Below are 19,152 nucleotides of genomic sequence, written 5' to 3' on the forward strand. Positions count from 1 at the left end.
TGGAGACGGTGGACCCTCCCCGGGGTTGCCTAGGAGCCTGTAAAGCGGAAGGGCTCATTGCTCTTTCTGTCCGCGCCGGAGGTCCGGTTGGGCCGATGAGACCACGCCCGACCATCGAGCGACGGTATCGAAAGGGCCCCGTGGCCAGCGCCCCCCCGCGTCCGCCGCACACGTCCCCCCGCCAGCGCGCGCAGCTGACCCAGATTTTCCTCGGCGAGACCAGCGGGGAGCCGCCCGCGCTCCCGCGGCTCTGCCGCCGCCGCCACCGGCGCGCCGCCTACAAGGGCGGCAACCCCATTTCCCCAGAACGTCTCGCCAAAAACGCTCGCCGCGCGGAGGACGCGGCGCTCCTCGATGCCGAGCGCCTCGAGCCGCGCCTGCACCATCGCGAGCGCCGTCTCGGGCAGGCGTTCGCTCCTGCCCTCGGCCACCGCGCGGATCTGCTCCTCCAGCACGAACGCGTTGCCCTCGGCGCGCGCGAGGAGCTTTTCGACCGGCTCGGCGCCGAGGTTGTCGCCGAGCACCTCCCGCACGAGCCGCTCGCTCGCGCGCCGGGGCAGCGGCGCGAGGCGGATCCGGAGGCCCTTGCGCTCGTTCCAGAGCGCCGGGAAGAGCTCGCGGACCTCCGGGCGGGCGAGCACCAGCACGAAGAAAGGCATGTCCCTCGCGTCTTGGAGCGCGGCGTCGATCAGGGTCACCGTGGGCAGGTCACCCCAGTGCAGATCCTCCAGCACCAGGAGCACCGGCTGCCGTTGGCACTCGGCTCGGATGAAGTCCTCGAACGCCTCGCGGAGTCGGTCGCCCATCAGCACCGGACTCTGCCGCGCCGCCTGGAGCTGCACATCGCCCCTGTCGGGGAACGTCGCCCCTACGAGCTCGCCGAGGAACGCCGCGACGTGCGGACCCTTGTTCCCTAACGATCCGCTGAGCCGTAACCGCCCGACCGTCGCCGTGGGTCGGAGCCCTCACGCCTCGCGCTGGCGTCGATGAAGCTGGGCGCGGGGCGGCGTCGGCCTTGGCCGCGGATCGGGCGAGCAGGCAAGAGGCGATGCCAAAGCGGGAGCGGGGACCCTGTTTTCGGCGCAGCGGCCGCTGCGTGCAGGGCGTCCGCGTCGTTCAGGTCGGATCGGCGCCGGCGGTGGTGGAGGCCCCGCGCGGCCGTCTCGCCCATGCATCGGGCCGCGGCTTGTCGCGCCGTTCGCGGCGCCAGCCCGTCTGCAGCTTGCCAATCACACCCGTCGCCCGGCGAACGCGCCAACATTTCTCTATACTTGCAGAGGAACCGGCTAATATGCCGTTCCGGAGGCAAACGAAATGGCAAACGGGAGAATCTGTTGGTTCTCTCCTGATGTGATACCTGAATAAAACGTCGAGAGCGGTGGAGCAGCACCGCGAGGTGGGCTTCACCTCGTGCAGTATCGTGAGCGTAATTGAGCGCTGGAGTGAGTGGGCATCCTTAAGGAGCAATGTGGAGCTAAAAGGAGAACGGCGGAAGTCTCCGTCCATCCTCCTGCGCCTTGCGCCCCGATTCAGGCAGCAGCCTGCAACTCGGTCATTGCGGCGGCTTGGCAATTTTCCATGTAGCCCGAGAACCACTGCGCCAGCTCCTCGATGAGCTGCACACCACCGATGTCACCCCGCACGAACCGGCACAGGATCTCGTGCTGCTCCGCCACGCCCTCGTGGCCGAGCGCGAGTAGCCGCTCCTCGAGCCCCTTTGCGGTGCCCTCGGGGAAGCCACAGACGATGTACAGCCGCCGGTAGAGACCGAATCGACCGTATACCTTGACGACGGCTTCGGCCTGGATCTTGTTGATGTCGAGCACGAGCTGGGCGATGCGATGCAGAATGTTCATGGTCGTCCTCCTTCACGCTTCTTATCCCCGCGCGTGCTCCGAACTTGCGTTGGTGCCTGATGTGAGGCTTGCGCTCACAGGTTGGGCATCCCGCCGAGCGCGCCCGATAGCCACAGCCGCGAGAGAGCCATCCCCCTCTCCGTGCACCTGGCGAGCGCGTCGCTGTACCCGACCCGATCCACCGCCGTCGCGCCACCCTTGTTCCGATGCACGATGAAGAGGCGCACTCGGTCATCCCCGAGTTCGAGCGCGTCGAGCACCTCCGGCCGCTGCGTGACCATGAGCACCTGCGGCCGTCCGGGCTCGTTCAGCAAGATATGCTGCACCCGTTCCGCAACCCGGAGCGCCAGACGCGGGCTCAGCGCGTGGTCTGTGTTCTCAAGGGCCAGGATGGGTGGTCCTTCGGGGAGCAGCAGCAACATGAGCGTGTAGAGGATGAGCCTCGTGCCGTCGTCAGCGGCGCCGGTAGAAATCCATCGCGCATCGCGGCGCAGATGACGGTCGGCGAAGCTGATGCCCTCGTCCGACACATCCTCGGCCCACGCCGCGAGCCTGCGCACGTCGTCGACGATCCGTCGCCAGAGGACACGCTCTCGTTGCAGCTCGGGGGCGCACTCGAACAACACGCCTTTCATCGACTCAGGGGAGGATCCGTGCGGGCTGTAGATGGCGAACAAATCCAAGGCACGAAGCAGTGCGCTGAGCGGCCCCTCGCCATGGGTCGCGCACACCAACGGAGCGATCCCGCGGTCATGCTTCGGCTTGATTGGGACCGCATTCCAGGTCTCTCGATCCAGCACCAAGCGCCCCACGTTGCGCTCTCGGGCGGCAAGTTCCTCGCCGTTCTCCATGAATCGCTCGCGGACGAAGTTCCATGACCACGACCAAGTCTTGGGTTCCTGGAGCCTGGCTTCGTAGCGCGCCCGCTCGGCCCACGCCTCGATGATCACCTTCGTCTGCCGGCGCTCTGACGTCCTGAGGAGGGGGCGTTGCTGGGTCCGCGTGACCCGCAGCCCGCGTGCGTTCAAGGCGTCCGGGTCCACCTGACCCTGCGCTGCCGCACCGAGCAGCGCGATTCCCTCGAGCAGGTTGGTCTTCCCGGCGCCGTTTGGCCCGATGAACACGTTGAACTTCCCGAGCTCCAACGTGACGTCCACGATGGTCTTGAAGCCCCGGATTCGGACTCTCTGGAGCATGATCTCTCCTCAGTTGCTGATGGGAAAGCGCGGCCCGCGCCGCGCGACGGGAGCGGCGGCCGTCGCGGGGAACTCCAGCGGGGTGCGGCCCACCCGGCTGGAGCCCGCTCGCGCGAGGCGATGACCGCGGGCGGATCTCGGGGGCGGGGAGACAGCCCGCCAGCGAGCGCTGCGGGCTGTCCACCTGCTCTTGGCCGTCGCTGCTGAGGGCTCAGATCCCCGCGGCTTCGACCCGATGGCGTCCCTCAGGCTCGTGCCCAGCCGCCTCGACGCCGGCGCGCACGGCAGCGGCCAGCGTTCCGTTCGCGAGTAGCGCCTCACGAACTCGATCGCGCCCGTGGCCGATGTGCTCGCCGCGGAAGGCCAGGTGCGCGCCGTTCTTCTGGATCACCCCGGTCGTGAGGCCGTGGTCGACGAGGTCGCCGGCGGCGTCGATCCCCTTGCCCCAGCGGATGTCGAACTCCGCCTCCTTGAAGGGCGGCGCCAGCTTGTTCTTGACGATCTTCGCCTGTGTGCGGGCCCCGACCGTGTCGTCGCCCGCCTTCACGGTCCCGATCCGGCGCACGTCGAGGCGCATGCTCGCGTAGAACTTGAGCGCGTTGCCGCCCGTGGTCGTCTCGGGGCTCCCGAAGACGACGCCGATCTTGTGGCGGAGCTGGTTGATGAAGATCAGGGTGGTCTCGGTGCGGTGCGCGATGCCCGTGAGCTTGCGGAGGGCCTGGCTCATCAGCCGCGCCTGCAGCCCGAGGTGCTGGTCGCCCATGTCCCCCTCGAGCTCGGCCTTCGGCGTGAGCGCGGCGACCGAGTCGATGACGATGATGTCGACGGCCGAGGAGCGGGTCAGCATCTCGGCGATCTCGAGCGCCTGCTCGCCGCTGTCCGGCTGGGAGACGAGGAGCCGGTCGGTATCGACGCCGATCGCACGCGCGTAGGTGACGTCGAACGCGTGCTCGGCGTCGATGAACGCCGCGACACCACCCGTCCGCTGGGCCTCGCGCATCGCGTGCAGCGTCAGGGTGGTCTTGCCGGACGACTCCGGGCCGTAGATCTCGACGACGCGGCCGCGCGGGTACCCGCCAACGCCGAGGGCGGCGTCGAGCGCGAGTGAGCCAGTGCGGATGACCCGGATCTCGGGGACGTTGTCACCACTTCCGAGGGACATGAGAGCTCCCTTTCCGAATTGCTTCTCGATGGCGCCGACCACGGACTGGACGGCGCGGGCCTTGCTGACATGAGCGTTCATGGGGATGGTCCTTTGCTGAAGAGGGGTTGCCGAGACAGGAGAGCGCCGCGCAGCAGGCGAGGCCTGCGCAGGCGGGCGCCCTTGCGTGAGCGGTCGTCAGGGGAGGCCGCGCTCCGCAGCGTCGAGCAGGTTGTAGATGGTCTCCGTCGCCTTCTCGATGCGGCGGCGCGCCTCGTGTCGGGAGAGAACGCGCTCCTGGACGGGGCGCGTGGCATCTTCGGCCGCGCTGAGCCCCTGGTCCACTTGCTCCCGAAGCGCAGTGATCCACCTGCGCATGTAGCTGGCGTCGTCGAATCGGATGGCGTCGTTCGGTGGCGATCGCTCGGTACGGCCGTCCCATGTGTCGTCGTCCGCCGGGTACTGGCGAATCTCTGTCATGGTGGATTGCCTCCACAAGAGAGGGCACGGTGCGCGTCGTGATAGCGGGGCGGAGGAAGCTACCCGCCGCGCTCCAGCTGCGCGTGCACGGTGATTTCGCGCAGCACCTCGCCGGGCGTCCGTCCCTCGTTGTGTGCGATGGCCTTGATGACCTTCTCCAGCGGCTGCGAGCACAGACGTGGTCCCCGCACGATGTGGGGCTGGATGCGGATCGGCGGGGCGCGTGGATCCGGCCAGCTGGGCGGCAACCAGGCGTAGGGGATGTCCCTGAGCCAGTCGCGCTCTTCCGAGAGCACCGACTGGTAGCCCTTCGACTCCATGTAGGTCTCGATGTCGTGGGGGGATACGCACGGTGTGACTGGCTTGCCGGGGAACGTGGCACTCATGCAGTGCTTGGGATCCCCGAGGTTCATCGGCCCCCCTTTCGCTTACGCATGCGCGCAAGCAGCTTGCGAGCCCGGCGGAGCCGGCTGACAGCGGTTCCGCGGTGCAGGTGCAGCACGCTCGCGATCTCGGTGCCCTCATGACCCAGAGCCGCCAGGGCGAGCACCTCGCGCGCCCAGAGCGGCATCTGCCAGAGCGCGAGAAGCGCCTCCATCTCGGCGCGCGCCTGGAGTTGCGCCTCGAGATTCAGACCCACGACGTGGCGCAGAGGACCGAGCGGCTCGTGGTGCAGGACCTCATGACGCACGTACGCGCTCTCGAGGTAGTGCGTCGCCTGCCGCCACGCGACACCACGGAGCCACCGGCGAAGCACCTGCCGAGCGTTTGCAGCCGGGTCGGGACGATACCGGCCGGCCTCGATGGCCTTCCAGGCGCCCAGCACGACCGCCTGCGCGACGTCGGCGCTGTCGCGCGCGGGGACGCCGCAGGCGATGAGCGTGGCCACGATGAAGGGCCGCTCCGCCATGACCGCCGCGATGCTCGGTCGTGCCGGGGGATGTAGCGCGGCGGGGGCGCGGTGGGCCCCGTTCCGCCCGCGGCTCACCTACCCCTCTCGGAGTCGCAGTCGGCCATCCCGGGCGCGCTCAACCGGCCGGGTACCGGGACGCTGGCCTCCTGGGCCGCCCGCCTGGCCATGGCTGGCGACGAGCGACGCGGGTCGGCGGCGGTGTGCCGGACGCCTCGGACGCGAGCGCCGATGACTCCGGACGGGCAGGAGCGTGAGCCGTACAGCCCCGACAGGTTGCGGAACGGGGCATGGAGCCGTCTCGGTTCGGCATCGGTCAGGAATGGCGGATGGGAACGAGGGCGCCGATGCGAAGGCGCACGGCTCCCTTGGCCCGCGGAGGGCGGGCGGATTACGATGAGCATGTCGGGACCTCGGACGCTGAGGTTTCGGCCACGCAGCCCGGGCGATTGCAGTCGCCGCGGGCTGCACTACTTCAGAGTGCGATGAGCGCGCTGCTGTGTCAGGGGAAGAGTTGGCAGCACGCGAGAGCTTGCAGGTGCGGTAGGAATGCAGCTTCGGGACCCGCCCGAAGCTGCGTAGTCTTAATCCTCTTCTGGTAGCATGATGGTGATCACGGGCTCGGCGTTGTCGCCGGGACCGCAGACCGCCTTGAGCTGCACCGGCGAGGGCTTCGTGGAGTCGGTGACCACGTACAGCGAGAAGATGATCTCGTTCGCTTCCGGTGCGCGCTGAGCCGCCGCGCGGAACATCCAGAGCACATCCCACAATCGGCCGTGCTCGTCGTTGCGGGCCCGCAGCGCTGCCGGAGTCAGCATGATGTAGCGGCTCCAAACGGAGTGCGTCACGGCGACGGGAAGCTTGACCCCCATCTCCCGCGCCGTTGACGTCACGTCCATCAGGGTGCCATCCGCGATGGCCTGGGCGCGCGTGTACGCCTCGATGACCTCGAATTCGAGCTCGTCGTCGTCCGGCATGTTGTTTTTCTCCGGTCGGGATTACGTGGCGCCGGCCAGGAGAGAGACGCTTTCACCCTTCGCGAGCTCAGCGCCACCGAGGCGCACGTAATGCGCGGCCTTGGCCCGGAGCGGTGAGGTTTCGGCCACCTCGCACTCGATGGCCACCGTCCAGAGCCGCACCCCGAGCGCCAGGCCCTCGCGGAGAGCCGCTTCCTGAGCCGCCTGGTCCCCGTCCACGCCGTCGGTGACGAGGATGATGTCGGCGCCCTGATGGCCCCGGTGGGCGAGTTGCCGGACCTGCTGCACGGCCATGCCGAGCGCGAGGCCGATGGCTGTTCCCCCACCGAGGAAGTGGCGCACCATCCGCAGCACGGCCTCCGTATCGCGGGGCGCGATGGCCTGCACCACGGTGGAGGTCGAGTAGTGGACCACGGCGACCGGCCGCTTCTCATCGAAGGCGACGCGGCAGAGCGCGACGGTCGCGGCTTTCGCCCACTCGTTGCGCGCCGCGTGCATGCTCCCGGACTCGTCGAGCGCGATCACGAGCGGCCCCTTCGACTTCATCGCCTCGCCACGCACGGCGTACTGGGCTGCCCGCCGGGAGGCGATCCGCTCCAGGACGACCGTCTCCAGGACGGGCTCCATGAGCAGCACCTGCTCGGCCGGCAGCAGACGGGACACGTCGTTGCCCTGCTCGACCGAGTAGACCTCCGCGGGCACGCCGTGGACCCGGCTGGCCCGGGCCCCTCGCAGCGCCGCGTACATGCGCCCAGCGAGGCGAGCGATGCGCTCGACCTGGTGGAGGTCCCCGTGGGCAAGAACGACGTCGCGGGTGTGGGTCCACGCCGCGCTGACGTCCCAGCCGAACCCCCCGGCAAGATGCTCGGCGCGCCGGGCCTGCGCATCGAAGGCTGCCCACGTCTCCCGGGCGATGCCGCGCAGCTCGAAGGGCGACGCCCTTGGGGGCAGGGCCGGGAGGCAGCCCCACAGCCGCTCGAAGGCGTACGCCGCCGCGACGTCATCGGACGCGAGCAGCGCGGCGTGCTCCACCGGCGCGGTGTCCTGCACCGCCTCGGCGAACGAGCCTGCGAGCGGCTCGCTGCCTGCCCCGACGATCGCGTTCCAGATGTCCCCGGCCGCAGCGGCATCCTGGTCCGCTGCGACCGCCACGGCGCGGTGTGCGCGCCGAGCCTGGAGGAAGGTCCCCATCGCGACCTCCTACAGGGCGTAGCGCTTCGCCAGGTCGGCCTTGAGCGCGTCATGGACCTTCTTCAGCTCGTCCAGCTTCGGCTGGATGCGCGCCTGCGCCCGGCGGGACACGCCCTCCTTGAGCTGCTCCTGCACGCGCTTGGCCGCGTCCGTGATGTCGGCGGCGAGCTTGGGGAGCGCCTCCAGGTAGGCCGCCGCCTCCGTGGGCCGGTGGGCGTACGCGCGCAGGGCTTCGTCGACAACGGTGATCGCCTTCGCCACCGCGCTCCGGTCCACCGTGTCGAGCACGGCGACGACGCGAGCGCGATCGTCGGGCTTCTGCCAGAGGCCGTACCGGAGCACAGCGAGGTGATCGAGCTCGACCTCGGCGCAGTCGTCGAGCCAGGCGGCGGCCCGGAGCACGCGGGTGAGTGCGATCCAGCGCCGGTCGGAGACGACGATCCCGTTGACCTTGAGCTCGTTCCGGATCCGGAGGAGCTCCTGCACGATGCGCTCGGGCAGCGTCACCCGGCCGACGTCCGCCCGCGCCGCATCCCATTCGATGAGCTTGATCTGGGCCGAGGCCGTGTAGGCCGGCGGCGTCGCGACGAGCTGCATCCAGGTCGCGTCCGCCTGCACGTACTCGACCAGATCGCGCAGCAGAAAGCGGTCGTACACCGCCGCCAGGTTCTCCTCCTCGGGCAGCTCATTGGAGGCCCCGACCAGCATCCGCAGCGGGATCGGCCTGCCCTTGTAGAGCCGCTCGTTCATCGCTGACAGGAAGGCGTTGAGCACCGAGTCGGACCCCTTGAACACTTCATCGAGGAAGGCGCACTCGACCCCGGCGAGCCGGCCGTCGAGGTTGCGCTCCCACTGATCGTTCTTCAGGGCGCTGAGCTTCACCGGTCCGAAATACTCGTCCTCGGTCCCGAACTTGGTCACCAGCGTCTGGAACTTCCGCGCGTCCGGGAAGCACGACAGGAATCCGAAGAACAAGGCACTCTTCGCCGTACCCGGCGGGCCCACGAGCAGTGCGTGGTTGCCCGAGAGGGCAGCGAGCAGGATGCACTCGACCGCGTTCTCGCGCTCCCGGAAAGTGGCAAGCAAGCTGTCGCGCACGGTCCGGAACCTGTGCCGCACAGAGGTCATATCAACCGAGTTGTTGGTCGTGGACTTCATCATCACCTCATGTGTCTGCGCAGCGGGCATGCTGCGCCGGTGCCTCGCCGCGGTGTCACCCACGGCGAGGCGTCTCCCCGTCGGCAATCCCGGCCTTCTCAGTCGTTGACCACGGGGATGGTGAACGACACGCCATCTCCGCCATCGAGCCGGAGCTGGAAGCTGTGCTGGAGCTCTTTGACTCGCGCCGTGATCCGGTCAGCGACACCAGCGAGGACGCCGCGGTAGAGCTCGGCCTTGGCCGTGAGCTCCTTGCAGAGCTCGACCCGCCGCGTGAGCGCGTTCTGACGCATGCCCTCGGACGCCGCCTTGTCGAGGTCGGCGATGAGCTCCGCGACGTCCGCCTCCAGCGCGCCCTGTGCTGCCGCCCTGGCGACCGCGACGTTGTCGGGCGCGTCGTGCATCTCGATCCGGATCGGCTTCACGCCGAGCTGCTCGAGCCCCGGCCGGAGCCGGAGCCAGGCACCGCAGGTGGACGGCGGCAGCAGGTAGAACCCGCCTCGGTCCCGCAGTGGCACGCCGGAGAGCGCCTTGGCCGTTGCGACCATGGCGAAGGAGATGTCCCGCGTCTCCGCGTGCATGACGAGGTGGTTTCCGTGGGCGGCCATGGCCTCGGCGTGTGCGAGGGCCTCGGCGATCGAGGGCGCACCATCGGGCGGCAGGCCCACGATGGTGCCCGTGTGCCGGTCGACCCGGCTGCGAGCGCCGCAGACGTACTCGTCGCCAGCCTCGCCCTCGCGGGTCTTCTGCACGTAGACGCCGACCGCGGCGCTCGTGTCCCCCTTGGGCCGCGCGAAGGGTCGAACGAAGATGCCGGCCGGGCGCTTCACCTCGGCCGCGGCGCGCGAGAGCGCGGTGGCCGGATCCATGTCCGGGATGAGGTGTCCGAGCCCCTCGGTCGCAAAGACGCGGCGAGCTGCCTCGCGCGTCACATCGATCCGGTCGGTGTTCCAGGAGATGAGATCGCCGAGGTGGCGACCTCCCGCGGCGGCGAGCCGCCGCTGGGCGCGCTCGAGCGTCGCCGGTGCGCTGTTCATGGCGTAGACTCCTTGTCGTAGAGAGCGTGTGTTGAAGAGGGGAGCGGGCGCTGTGCGGATCGAACCGCACGCTGCCCAGAGCAGCGGTCCACCAGAGGGCGAGGGACTGCGGGGATTGCTAAGCCGAGAACGCAGCTTCAGTGAGCGCCTCGGCGAGCCATCCCGCGCTGCGAGGGGCAGCTGGCGCTACATTCGCGGGGTTCGGGCGTGGGGCGTCTTGGCTGTAACGTCCCGGGGAAGCTGAAGCCGGAGCTGGCCGGTGCTTCCTGATAACAGGAGCTGGGATGTTGACGTGGAGGACGTGGTCGGACTCGCTGGCTGGCACCGCCTGCGAGTAGAGACTCAGCCCGCCGCGCCCCTGACGCCAGCGGAAGTGGAGCCCAGCTCGATCGACCCAGCTCACCAGATCAGGGAACTGCCTCGGAAGCACCGCTGCAATCTCAACCAGCTTCTTGCGGGGCAGATGTACCTCGAAGACATGGCTCACCAGGCTGATGTGCTGGATGGTCACATCCGCGAGCAGGTCGCCGAGGACGACGCCCACATCCAAGAGCGCCGCGCTTTCCCGCCAGACTGCCATCGTGGCGAGCCGCTGGGCTGCCGCCAAGACGGCGTCGCGACGGGCAGCCTGATGACGCAGCGTACGGGCTTCAGCTCGGTGCTGGAGGAGCGCGCGAACCCGGGGAGCCGCTGCTTCATCGAGCTGGCGGGCCAGCGCCCGGAGCTCGCTGTCGTCGACGCCGAGCAGCACCGCGAGCTCCTCGTCGTGCTCGGCGACGTAATCCCCGATGTTGTGCGACCCGGGCTCGTGTGCGCGAAGAACGCGCTCCAGCCCTGCGAGGCCGCTACGCCGCCCGGCCATGGACGATCATGCCCTCGTCGGGGTTCGTGGGCTCCGGAAGATCCAGATCCGGCGAGGGGACCGGCAGTTGGTCGAGCCGCTTCTTCGCCTTCACCAGGTCGCGGGCGAACTCGTGATCGGGGCTGTTGCCGAGCGCGGCGCGGCGCAGCCGCCGGGCGACGGCGAACGGATTCATGCTGCGCGGCACGCGCAGGGAGGCGGTGCCGAGCGACAAGAGCAGACGGCGCTCGGCCAGGGTCGAGGGGCGGAGTGTACGACCGTTGACGCGCATGAGATGTTCCTTTCTTCGAAAACGGAAAGGCGCCCGGAGCACGAGAGCTCGTGCCGGCGGGCGTCCTGAGGAATGTGACCTTGTAATGTGGTGAACCGTCAGCGCGGCTGTAGACCAGCGCGGCTCGACAATGCAGCCGGTACCTTCTGTCGGCAGTCTTCTTACTGAATGATGCAGAGGTCGAGCATGGAGCTGAATCCTCCGCCGCGACCTCCAATGATGATGTGGTCGACCAGAGGAATGCTCACGAGGTCAGCAGCCCTTTTCATCGCCATCGTGAGCGCGATGTCCTCCGAGCTGGGCATCGGATCCCCGGACGGGTGGTTGTGCACGAGGACGAACGCGCTGGCGCCGGCACGGATAACCGGCCGCACTGCATCGGCGACGGTGAGCGCGGCGCTGTGCCTCCCGCCCCGTGCCAGCTCGAGCTCGGCCATGAACTCGTTCCGGCCGTTGAGCGCGATGCCGAGCATCACCTCGTAGACGAGCCCGCCCAGCCGGTCGGCGTAGATGCGGGCAATGTCCGCCGAGCAGGAGAACTTGTGCTTCGGCAGCGAGGGGTAGCCGCTACGGACGAGCTGCTGCAACGCCAGGACGGCGCTGCGCTGGACACCCGTGAGCCCGAGCCGCTCTAGCTCGTGCTCGCTCAGGTCTCTCCAGCCGCCTGCCGCGCGGGCGAGCCGGTCCGCGATGCGCCGGCTGCGCAGCACGGTGCGGAGCAGCTCGTCCTCAGGCGCGGCCAGGGCGCCCCCGAGCTGCACGCCTGGGCGCTGAGCCCCGAGGTCGGCCTCACCGCGGCCAGCCGGCATGGCCGTCGCGCCAGTAGGACTCGTCGTCCTCGTCGAACAGGGAGCGCTGGCCGTACGGCGAACCGTAGCGCGGTGTGCTGGGTGGCACGGACGGGCCCATGTGGATGCGTGGCGCCGGGCTCTGTCGTGCGGCGAGCATGAAGATCGGCCGGTTCCGGTCGACGATCAGGAGGCCGGTAAACGCTGCGCCGTCGGCGCTGAAGAGCTCGACACCTGGAGGCGGGGTTGCCGTCTCGCGGATCCAGTCGAGCATGCTCGCAGCCGTTGGCACGCGCCGGGGCAGACCCTGGCGGAGCAGCTCCAGCAGGGCCTCACAGATGAGCTCGCTCACCGCGACGGCCAGATCGCCTCCGACACGGCCGCGACCAGGAGGCCGGCGACCGCAGCGGCGGCACCCTTCTTCACGGCCTCGTTCGTGAACACACGAAGGACGTAGGAGGAGACAGCGGACGTGGTGTTCTCGTTGTTCTGGGACATGGGGATCTCTCATGAGCGCCGATGACGGCGCGGTTCGAGTTGGACGGGAATGGAAACGGGCGATCCGTAATGAAGGGGCGCGGTGGACAGGGCCTCACGAGAAATCAACCCACGCAGGCCAGGATCACCTGGGCGGTCATCGCGAGGACCGCAGCAGTGATGCGCAGTGCTTTGACAAGGAATTTGTGGTTCTTCATGGCAGCTTCCGATAGATGGGACCTCCCAAGTTCTTATCCCATGCGGAATTGGGTTATTGCGTCGTCGCTCGTTTTCTCTGCCGCGGGTGCAGCCCAGCGCACGCGCACCCGTCCTGTGCTTCCTCCTGCTACACGCATCTCTTGACGCTGCTTGCGTGAGTGCGCTCTACTCCGCTGCCGGGGTGGCATGGCATCACCACAGAGCATCGCTGGCTGGATCGACATCTCCCCCGCGGCGCTGCGCAAGCTGCGTGCCGAGCTGGAGCTGCGTGACAAGAGCGTGCTCGACGAAATGGGTGTCGGCGCGATCCATACGGGTTACGCCGACCTCTTCTTTCCGGGCACCTCCGTACTGCACACCCGGGCGCGCTACCTGCTCTTCGTTCCGTGGATCTACCTGGGGCTCGCGGGCAACCCGCGGGCTCGGGCCGAACGCGTGCGCGAGCTCAAGGAGAAGACGGAGCAGTGGCTGACCGGGCGCCTGCGCACCCACACCGAGGAGAACGACGAGGGTATCATCGGCGGAAGGGTCTACCCGGCACCGCCGGCCCAGCCGCCTGATTTCGTCTACTGGTCGGCGCTGCGCGAGTATCGCCTCTACGAGGGGATCCCGCGAGCACAGCTCCTCGCTCGATGGGATCGAGCGCGGGTCATTCAGCGCAAGGACGTGCACACGCGCGAGGACCGCGTCGATCAGCAGCCGCTCGGCCTGTTCGACGTGCCTCCCTTGCCTGCATGGTGGATGCAGGAGGACGCCGACGTCTCCTTCCAGCTCGCGCCCCACGAGGCGGAGTTCCTCCGGGATCGCCTCGCCCAGCGCCGCCCTCCCTGCCTCCTCGGCGTGGCCGCAGCCCTGCTCGGCAAGCGTCTCCGGCCGACCGCCAAGACCGTCTGGGGAGACCCTTTCATGCGCCGGGCAGCCGAGGTGTTCGAGCGCGATCACAGCGGCCCCGACCTCCATCCCGCGTCGGCCGTGGCGGCCCTCCAGCGGGCGGACGGCGCCTCGGCCCTCGCCGAGCTGGTGCGGGCGATCTACGCCGCGCTCGTCGAGGCGCTGCGGGAGCAGGATCTACGGGCCGCGGGCCGCCTGCCTCTCCCCGATGACCATGCCTACTACCGGGAATACCTGCGGAGCTACTGGGAGGAGGACGAAGGTGAGACGGTACGCCGCGCGTGCGAGCTGCCGCTGCAGGGGCTCATGGCCGATATTCATCTTCCGGGGCGGCTTCCGGAGCTTCTGGCCCACGTGCAGGCGCGTGTGAGCACCATCCGGCGCGCCTCGGACGTCCACACAAAGCTCCTCGACAATACCACCCTGGAGCTGTTCACCGGCCTGGAGTGGGACCGCAAGCGCACGCGAGCGAGGCTCCCCCGGCGTGACGGCCGCGGGCGTCGCGAGGGCTTCGGGCAGGGTACGGTCCGGGTGGCGGACATCAACTACCGCTGGCCTATGGTCTCCAGGATGCTCCGCGACATCCAGGAGGGCTTGCCCGATGTCTGATCAAGAGCAGCAGCGCGTTCGCTCCATGGGGGGCCTCGCGCTCCTCGACTGGCTCCGCCCACCTCCCGGCTTCGTCACCGATGCCGCGCTCGGTACGACCTACTCGCTCGACCTCGTGACCTGCGCCGCGGCGCTGGTCAGCCTCGACGGGACCGCGCGGGATAACGCGGATTTCGGGCTCACCGCAGCCCTGCGCGCCATGCAGCGCCTCGCGGAGAGGGTCTTCGTCGTGGCGCAGCAGGGATGCGTCCACGCGCCGGAACGAACGAAGGAAGCCCTCCTGCCGATGCTGGACCGCTTCGTGCGCATGGCGCACCGTCCGCTCAATGAAGGCGCCTTCCACCCGAAGGTCTGGCTGGTTCGGCAGATCCGCGCGCGACACCCCGGCGCGGCGCAGCAGGAGGACGGAGTCCGCTACGTGCTCATTGTGGGCTCACGCAACCTAACCCGCGATCTGTCGTGGGATCTCGGCGTCGCGCTGCAGGGATATGTACGGGGGCCGCGCGAAGCCAACCTGCGCGGCGTTGGCGATTTCGTCCGGTTCGCGTGCCGCCTCGCGGACCTCGCGCCCTTTGCCGACCGCTTCGCGGACGTGGATCAGGTCGAATGGGAGCACCCGGAAAAGGTCCGCTTCATGCGGTTCGGATTCCACGGCGAGGAGCGCACCGGTGCCTGGGACGGGACCATCTTGCCTGAGTTGCTGGAGAGCGCGCAGGGCGTGCTCTGGATCTCGCCGTTCCTGGACGTCAAGGGGGCGGAGGCAGCGGCGAAGCTCTCCGAGAACGCCGAGGACCGACGCCTCGTGGCCGGCACCGCGGATCTCAACTGCGTCGCACAGAAGACCTCGAGCCGGAGGTACCTGGAGCGCCTTGACCTGCGCTCGCTGCCATCGGCGTCCGAGGAGCCGTCGCGCCGCGCGGCGCCGGACGAAGCTGATGCGGACGGCTCCTCGACGGAGAACCCCGAGCTGCTCGAGGACGCGCGCGGGCTGCACGCCAAGGCGATCGCGGTCTGGAAGTCTCGGACGAGCTCGGTCCTGATCGGCAGCGCCAACCTCACGGGCCGCGGGTGGCTCGGCGCCAATGTCGAGGCCTGGTTGCTGCTCGAGGGGCGCGTGGACCTCGCCGACGCGCTCTGGGCCTGGTCGGAGCAGGTCGCGGCCGAGTACCACCTGCCGGAGCGCAGCCACAGCCCGGAGCAGGACGAGGAGGCGCTCGACCGATGGCATCACTGGATCGCTGCGCGCTCCTTCACGCTGCGGGAGGGCACACCGTCCGAAGGCGCGGAGCTCTCCGCGGACACCCCGCCTCTTCTGGCGGACGCGCGCGATGTCGAGCTCCGCGTGGGCCGCCTGGCGCGCCCGGCGGACCTCTGGGCCTGGTCTCCGGGCGCGACGTCGATGACGCTCGCCGGCTGTGAGCTCGCGCAGCGAAGCACCCTGCTCCTCTTCGTCCTCCGCACCGGCGGCGGCGTTGACGCGCAGGAGCGCGCCTGGCTCCAGCACGTGCGCATCGAGCCAGCCCTGGATCCGGATGCCCGCGATCGCGCCCTCCTCCGGAGCGCGCTGCCGCCGGAGCAGTTCCTCGAGTACCTGCGCGGGCTCCTCGACGACGATCTACCGGACGGCATGGACGGCGAAGAGCGCAGCGCATCGGCGCGCTTGGCGCACCAGGATCATGCCGGTGGCGATCGGGCGGCGGGCGTGGGCGTCGAGGTCCTGTTGCGGGCGCTGGCGAGAGCACCCGATCCTCGCGCCAAGGTGGCGGAGATCGGCCGCGCGCTCGCCGCGTACCTGTCCGCGGCCGACGCTGAGGAACCCCGGCTCGCCGAGCTGCAGGCGCTCTGGCATGCGATCGAGGAGGTCTACTCGTGAAGCTCGGCGCCACGTGCAAGCGGTTCCAGAAGGCGACGGTCGCCGCGGCCGTCCAGGCGCTCAGGGATCCGGCGGGATCGCGCCGCTTCCTGGTGGCTGATGAGGTTGGCCTCGGAAAGACGCTGGTCGCCCGCGGGGTCATCGAGGAGCTCATGCGCCGCCCCGCGTCGCCTCCGCGCATTTTCTATGTCTGCTCCAGCCTGGGCATCGCCCACCAGAACACCGCGCGTTTGCTCGAGGTATTGCCCGAGCAGGACCGGGAGGCAGCCCGGGTTCAGGTGGATCGCCTCGGCCTCGTCCCGAGCCAGCCGCGCCCGGGGCCGGCCCCGTTCCATCTTTACTCGCTCACGCCGGACACATCGATCAGGACCACGGGCCGCGGTCGCGCGGAAGAACGTGTGCTGATCGGCCGAGCGCTCCAGCAGATCTGCGGGCTGCGTGAGTCCGAGTGGCTCCGTAGTGCTCTGCAGGGAGCGGTCGGGCAGCGCTGGAGAAGCCTGTGGGACAGCAATCCCTGGCCCGACGACGCCGAGGCGTACCTAGAGCCGTTCAAGCGACGTTTGCGCCGCGAGCTCGGGCTGAAGGAGCACGCATGGACCTCGACGCTGGCGGACGCGGTCAGGCAGCGGCTCCGAGACGGTGACGACGCGTCTCTCACCGACACGCTGGGGCGGCTGCGGCGGGCCATGACCCTCGCGGTCATTGATGTCGTTGCGCCGGATCTGGTAATCTTCGACGAGTTCCAGCGCTTCTTCGAGATGCTCGTCGACGACGAGGAGGGCGGGGACGGCCACGAGGACGAGGGCGAACGGGATCACGAGGAGGAGGCTCACCACGTCCTGCGTGCCATGCTCGCGCCGGAGGGCGCTGGCGGCCACACGCAGGACCGGCGCCCGGCGGTCCTCCTGCTCTCGGCGACGCCCTACCGGCTGTTTGCGCGCTTCCGCGAGGGCGGGCAGCACCACGACGAGCTCTTCCAGCTCCTCCGCTTCCTCTTCGCCGACACCGCTGGCCAGCACCTCGCCGAGCTGAAGCGCGATTTCGATGCCTACCGGGACGCCTTGATCCGCGACGCCTCCGGATCGGCGCGGGCCCTGGAGGCCAAGCGGCGCATCGAGCAGCGGCTCCGCCGCGTGATGGCGCGCACCGAGCGCGAACTCCTCGCGCCGCCCGCGCAGGACCGACGCAGCAGGACGCGCAGCACGGCAGAGGCGCCGGTCACGGCGCAGGACCTCGTCGTCTTCAGGCATTTCCTGGAGAGCGTCCGCGACGACGATCGCTACGCCGTCGAGGCGTTCTGGTCTTCGATCCCGTACCCGCTCCAGATGATGGGAAACGACTACGTCGCCAGCAAGCATGCCGACTCGAGCCGCGCCGGCGGTCTCGCGAAGACGGCCCGCCTCGTTCCCGCTCGCCTCGGCGATTACACCCATGAGGCCTGGGCCCATCCCAGGCTCCGCGGCCTGCTCCAGCGGCTGCCCGCGGATCTGCTCAAGCTCCCCTGGCTGCCGCCGTCCCGACCGTGGTGGCCGCTCGCCGGGCCGTTCGCCGACTTCCCGAGCGCCACGAAGGCCCTGGTATTCTCGAGGTTCCGCGCCATTCCTCGCGCGCTCGCGACGCTGCTCAGCTACGAGGCCGAGCGGCGCGCGTTCGGCGGGGCGGCAGGGCGGAGGCGTTACGGTTACTTCCGGACCCGCTCGGTCAGGGCCGGCCGGCGCCCTCGCGGGAAGCGTCGCCTGCGCCCGCTGCCCGCCGAGGCCTTCACCTTCGGCACATCGTCCGGGCACAACCGCAGGCTGCTGCTGATGTTCCTGCCGCTCCCGGCGCTCGCCGCGATCGGCGATCCGCTGGCCATGTACGGGATCGCGAGCGGCACGCTCGACCACGCCGCCGCACGAGAGCAGGTGCGCGCCCGGCTGGTCGAGCAGCTCGGCGAGGACCGCTCGCGAACGCGGCGGGATCCGCTCGGGTGGGCGCTCGCGCTGGAGCGGCGGAACCCCGCCGGCTGGAGCGCGCTGCGCAAGGGAGCAGCGGCCTGGGTCGCGAGGGAAGGCAAAGAGCACGGGCGCGCATCCAGATCCTTGCGGCAGGCGCTCGACGCGGCGGCGCCGGCCGGATCGCCCTCCTCGGGTGATCTGGAGGATCTCGCCGATCTGGCGCTCACGGGGCCCGGCGTGGCGCTGTACCGCGCCGTACGGAGGGTGTTCGGTGGCGCGAAGAACGAGGGGGAGCGCATCGATGCGGTGTGTCGCATCAGCCTGGGGCCCCTGCGCACGTACCTCGACGGACCCGAGTGGCATCTCGTGCTGAAGCAGGGGGGCGGGCGGCGGTCGCACGCTGACGCCGTGCGCGCGGCGGTCTGGGGCGGCAACCTCGAGGCGGTCCTGGATGAGTACCTGATCACCCTCCAGGGCGTCGATGCGGTCGAGGTGCACCAGGAGGGTGAGGCCGAAGCGCTGGAGAAGCTCGGCGAGGTGCTCGGCGTCCACCACGGTGCACGACTACAGGTACACACGCTGCTGCGTGGCAAGGCGATGCGGCTCCGCTGCCATGCCGTGCTGCCGTTCGGTCTCGGCGCTGGAGCGCTCGAGGAGCAGCAGGCGATGCGCGGCGACCGGGTGCGCGACGCCTTCAACTCGCCGTTCCGGCCGATGGCGCTCGTCACCACGTCCATCGGCCAGGAGGGCCTCGATTTCCACCGCTACTGTCGGCACGTGGTCCACTGGGACCTGCCCAGCAACCCGGTGGACCTGGAGCAGCGCGAGGGGCGGGTGGATCGCCACGGGGGTCTGGCCGTGCGGCGGGCGCTGGCTGGACGCATCGTGGATCTGCCGCACGACCGCAGCCCCTGGCGCAGCCTGGCGGCGCGACTTCGCGCTGAGGAGTCGGCCGGCGGGCTGGTGCCGTGGTGGCAGGTGGAGGGCGCGGAGATCTTGCGCTCGGCGGTCATGCCGAGCTTCTCGGAGCAGGCGGGGAGGCTCTCTGCGCTGGAGGCCGATCTGGCGCTGTATCGCTATGCCCTGGGGCAGCCGGATCAAGAGGCGCTGGTCCGCGCGCTCGCGCGCCGGTTGGACAGGGTAGGGGAGGAGGACCGAGCGAAGCTCCGCCTCTGGCTGCGGGAGGTTGCCATCGATCTTTGCCCATTACCGCCGGAGGAGCGCGACGCGGGATGAGCGTCATCCCTGCGGGGGCGGAGCGCTCTCTCCCCGCTGGCTA

General features: G+C 69.5%; 17 protein-coding genes and 1 pseudogene. 2 read left to right on the forward strand and 16 right to left on the reverse strand.

Going from position 1 to position 19,152, the window contains the following annotated elements; genetic code table 11:
• Positions 1 to 260 precede the first annotated feature (260 nt).
• From WMF19_RS12160 to WMF19_RS12235, 16 genes and pseudogenes are all read right to left on the reverse strand, one after another.
• A pseudogene (locus WMF19_RS12160) lies at positions 261 to 923 on the reverse strand (serine/threonine-protein kinase PknK); the annotation flags it as partial.
• A gap of 606 nt (positions 924 to 1,529) precedes the next feature.
• The gene (locus tag WMF19_RS12165) at positions 1,530 to 1,856 is read right to left on the reverse strand and encodes a hypothetical protein (RefSeq protein ID WP_437899231.1); all 327 of its coding nucleotides are present in this window, start codon (positions 1,854 to 1,856) and stop codon (positions 1,530 to 1,532) included.
• A 74-nt stretch (positions 1,857 to 1,930) separates the two neighbouring features.
• Positions 1,931 to 3,052, reverse strand: a complete 1,122-nt coding sequence (locus tag WMF19_RS12170) for an AAA family ATPase (RefSeq protein WP_437899232.1) — start codon at positions 3,050 to 3,052, stop codon at positions 1,931 to 1,933.
• A 211-nt stretch (positions 3,053 to 3,263) separates the two neighbouring features.
• Positions 3,264 to 4,295: a recombinase RecA gene (gene recA / locus WMF19_RS12175; RefSeq protein WP_437899233.1), complete on the reverse strand. Its 1,032-nt coding sequence runs from the start codon at positions 4,293 to 4,295 to the stop codon at positions 3,264 to 3,266.
• 96 nt (positions 4,296 to 4,391) lie between these two features.
• Positions 4,392 to 4,673: a hypothetical protein gene (locus tag WMF19_RS12180; RefSeq protein WP_437899234.1), complete on the reverse strand. Its 282-nt coding sequence runs from the start codon at positions 4,671 to 4,673 to the stop codon at positions 4,392 to 4,394.
• 59 nt (positions 4,674 to 4,732) lie between these two features.
• Entirely contained in the window at positions 4,733 to 5,059 is a 327-nt protein-coding gene (locus WMF19_RS12185) for a hypothetical protein (RefSeq protein ID WP_437899235.1), read from the reverse strand.
• Between the two features lie 23 nt (positions 5,060 to 5,082).
• Positions 5,083 to 5,583, reverse strand: a complete 501-nt coding sequence (locus WMF19_RS12190; protein WP_437899236.1) for an RNA polymerase sigma factor — start codon at positions 5,581 to 5,583, stop codon at positions 5,083 to 5,085.
• Between the two features lie 584 nt (positions 5,584 to 6,167).
• Positions 6,168 to 6,560: a DUF6573 family protein gene (locus tag WMF19_RS12195; protein ID WP_437899237.1), complete on the reverse strand. Its 393-nt coding sequence runs from the start codon at positions 6,558 to 6,560 to the stop codon at positions 6,168 to 6,170.
• Between the two features lie 21 nt (positions 6,561 to 6,581).
• The gene (locus WMF19_RS12200) at positions 6,582 to 7,751 is read right to left on the reverse strand and encodes a vWA domain-containing protein (RefSeq protein WP_437899238.1); all 1,170 of its coding nucleotides are present in this window, start codon (positions 7,749 to 7,751) and stop codon (positions 6,582 to 6,584) included.
• 9 nt (positions 7,752 to 7,760) lie between these two features.
• Positions 7,761 to 8,912 carry an AAA family ATPase gene (locus tag WMF19_RS12205; RefSeq protein WP_437899239.1) on the reverse strand — a complete coding sequence of 384 codons (1,152 nt, stop codon included), beginning with the start codon at positions 8,910 to 8,912 and terminating at the stop codon, positions 7,761 to 7,763.
• A 95-nt stretch (positions 8,913 to 9,007) separates the two neighbouring features.
• The gene (locus WMF19_RS12210; protein WP_437899240.1) at positions 9,008 to 9,946 is read right to left on the reverse strand and encodes a hypothetical protein; all 939 of its coding nucleotides are present in this window, start codon (positions 9,944 to 9,946) and stop codon (positions 9,008 to 9,010) included.
• 118 nt (positions 9,947 to 10,064) lie between these two features.
• A complete protein-coding gene (locus tag WMF19_RS12215; protein WP_437899241.1) occupies positions 10,065 to 10,808 on the reverse strand; it encodes a hypothetical protein in 744 nt (247 codons plus the stop codon).
• Positions 10,792 to 11,079, reverse strand: coding sequence for a hypothetical protein (locus WMF19_RS12220; RefSeq protein WP_437899242.1), 288 nt, complete (start codon positions 11,077 to 11,079; stop codon positions 10,792 to 10,794). Before WMF19_RS12220 ends, WMF19_RS12215 begins: the two co-directional genes overlap by 17 nt.
• 161 nt (positions 11,080 to 11,240) lie before the next feature.
• On the reverse strand, positions 11,241 to 11,888 hold the full coding sequence (locus tag WMF19_RS12225) for a JAB domain-containing protein (protein ID WP_437899243.1): 648 nt from the start codon (positions 11,886 to 11,888) through the stop codon (positions 11,241 to 11,243).
• Positions 11,869 to 12,219 carry a hypothetical protein gene (locus tag WMF19_RS12230; protein WP_437899244.1) on the reverse strand — a complete coding sequence of 117 codons (351 nt, stop codon included), beginning with the start codon at positions 12,217 to 12,219 and terminating at the stop codon, positions 11,869 to 11,871. Before WMF19_RS12230 ends, WMF19_RS12225 begins: the two co-directional genes overlap by 20 nt.
• Entirely contained in the window at positions 12,216 to 12,365 is a 150-nt protein-coding gene (locus tag WMF19_RS12235) for a hypothetical protein (protein ID WP_437899245.1), read from the reverse strand. The genes WMF19_RS12230 and WMF19_RS12235 overlap by 4 nt, the downstream gene beginning before the upstream one ends.
• Positions 12,366 to 12,749: 384 nt before the next feature.
• Between WMF19_RS12235 and WMF19_RS12240 the strand changes: the two genes are divergently transcribed.
• Both WMF19_RS12240 and WMF19_RS12245 read left to right on the forward strand, forming a co-directional pair.
• Positions 12,750 to 14,063, forward strand: a complete 1,314-nt coding sequence (locus WMF19_RS12240) for a DUF6361 family protein (protein WP_437899246.1) — start codon at positions 12,750 to 12,752, stop codon at positions 14,061 to 14,063.
• Positions 14,064 to 15,932: 1,869 nt separating this feature from the next.
• Positions 15,933 to 19,109, forward strand: a complete 3,177-nt coding sequence (locus tag WMF19_RS12245) for a helicase-related protein (protein ID WP_437899247.1) — start codon at positions 15,933 to 15,935, stop codon at positions 19,107 to 19,109.
• Positions 19,110 to 19,152 lie beyond the last annotated feature (43 nt).

The sequence above is a fragment of the Sorangium sp. So ce124 genome, assembly GCF_051525235.1.
Taxonomy (GTDB): domain Bacteria; phylum Myxococcota_A; class Polyangia; order Polyangiales; family Polyangiaceae; genus Sorangium; species Sorangium atrum.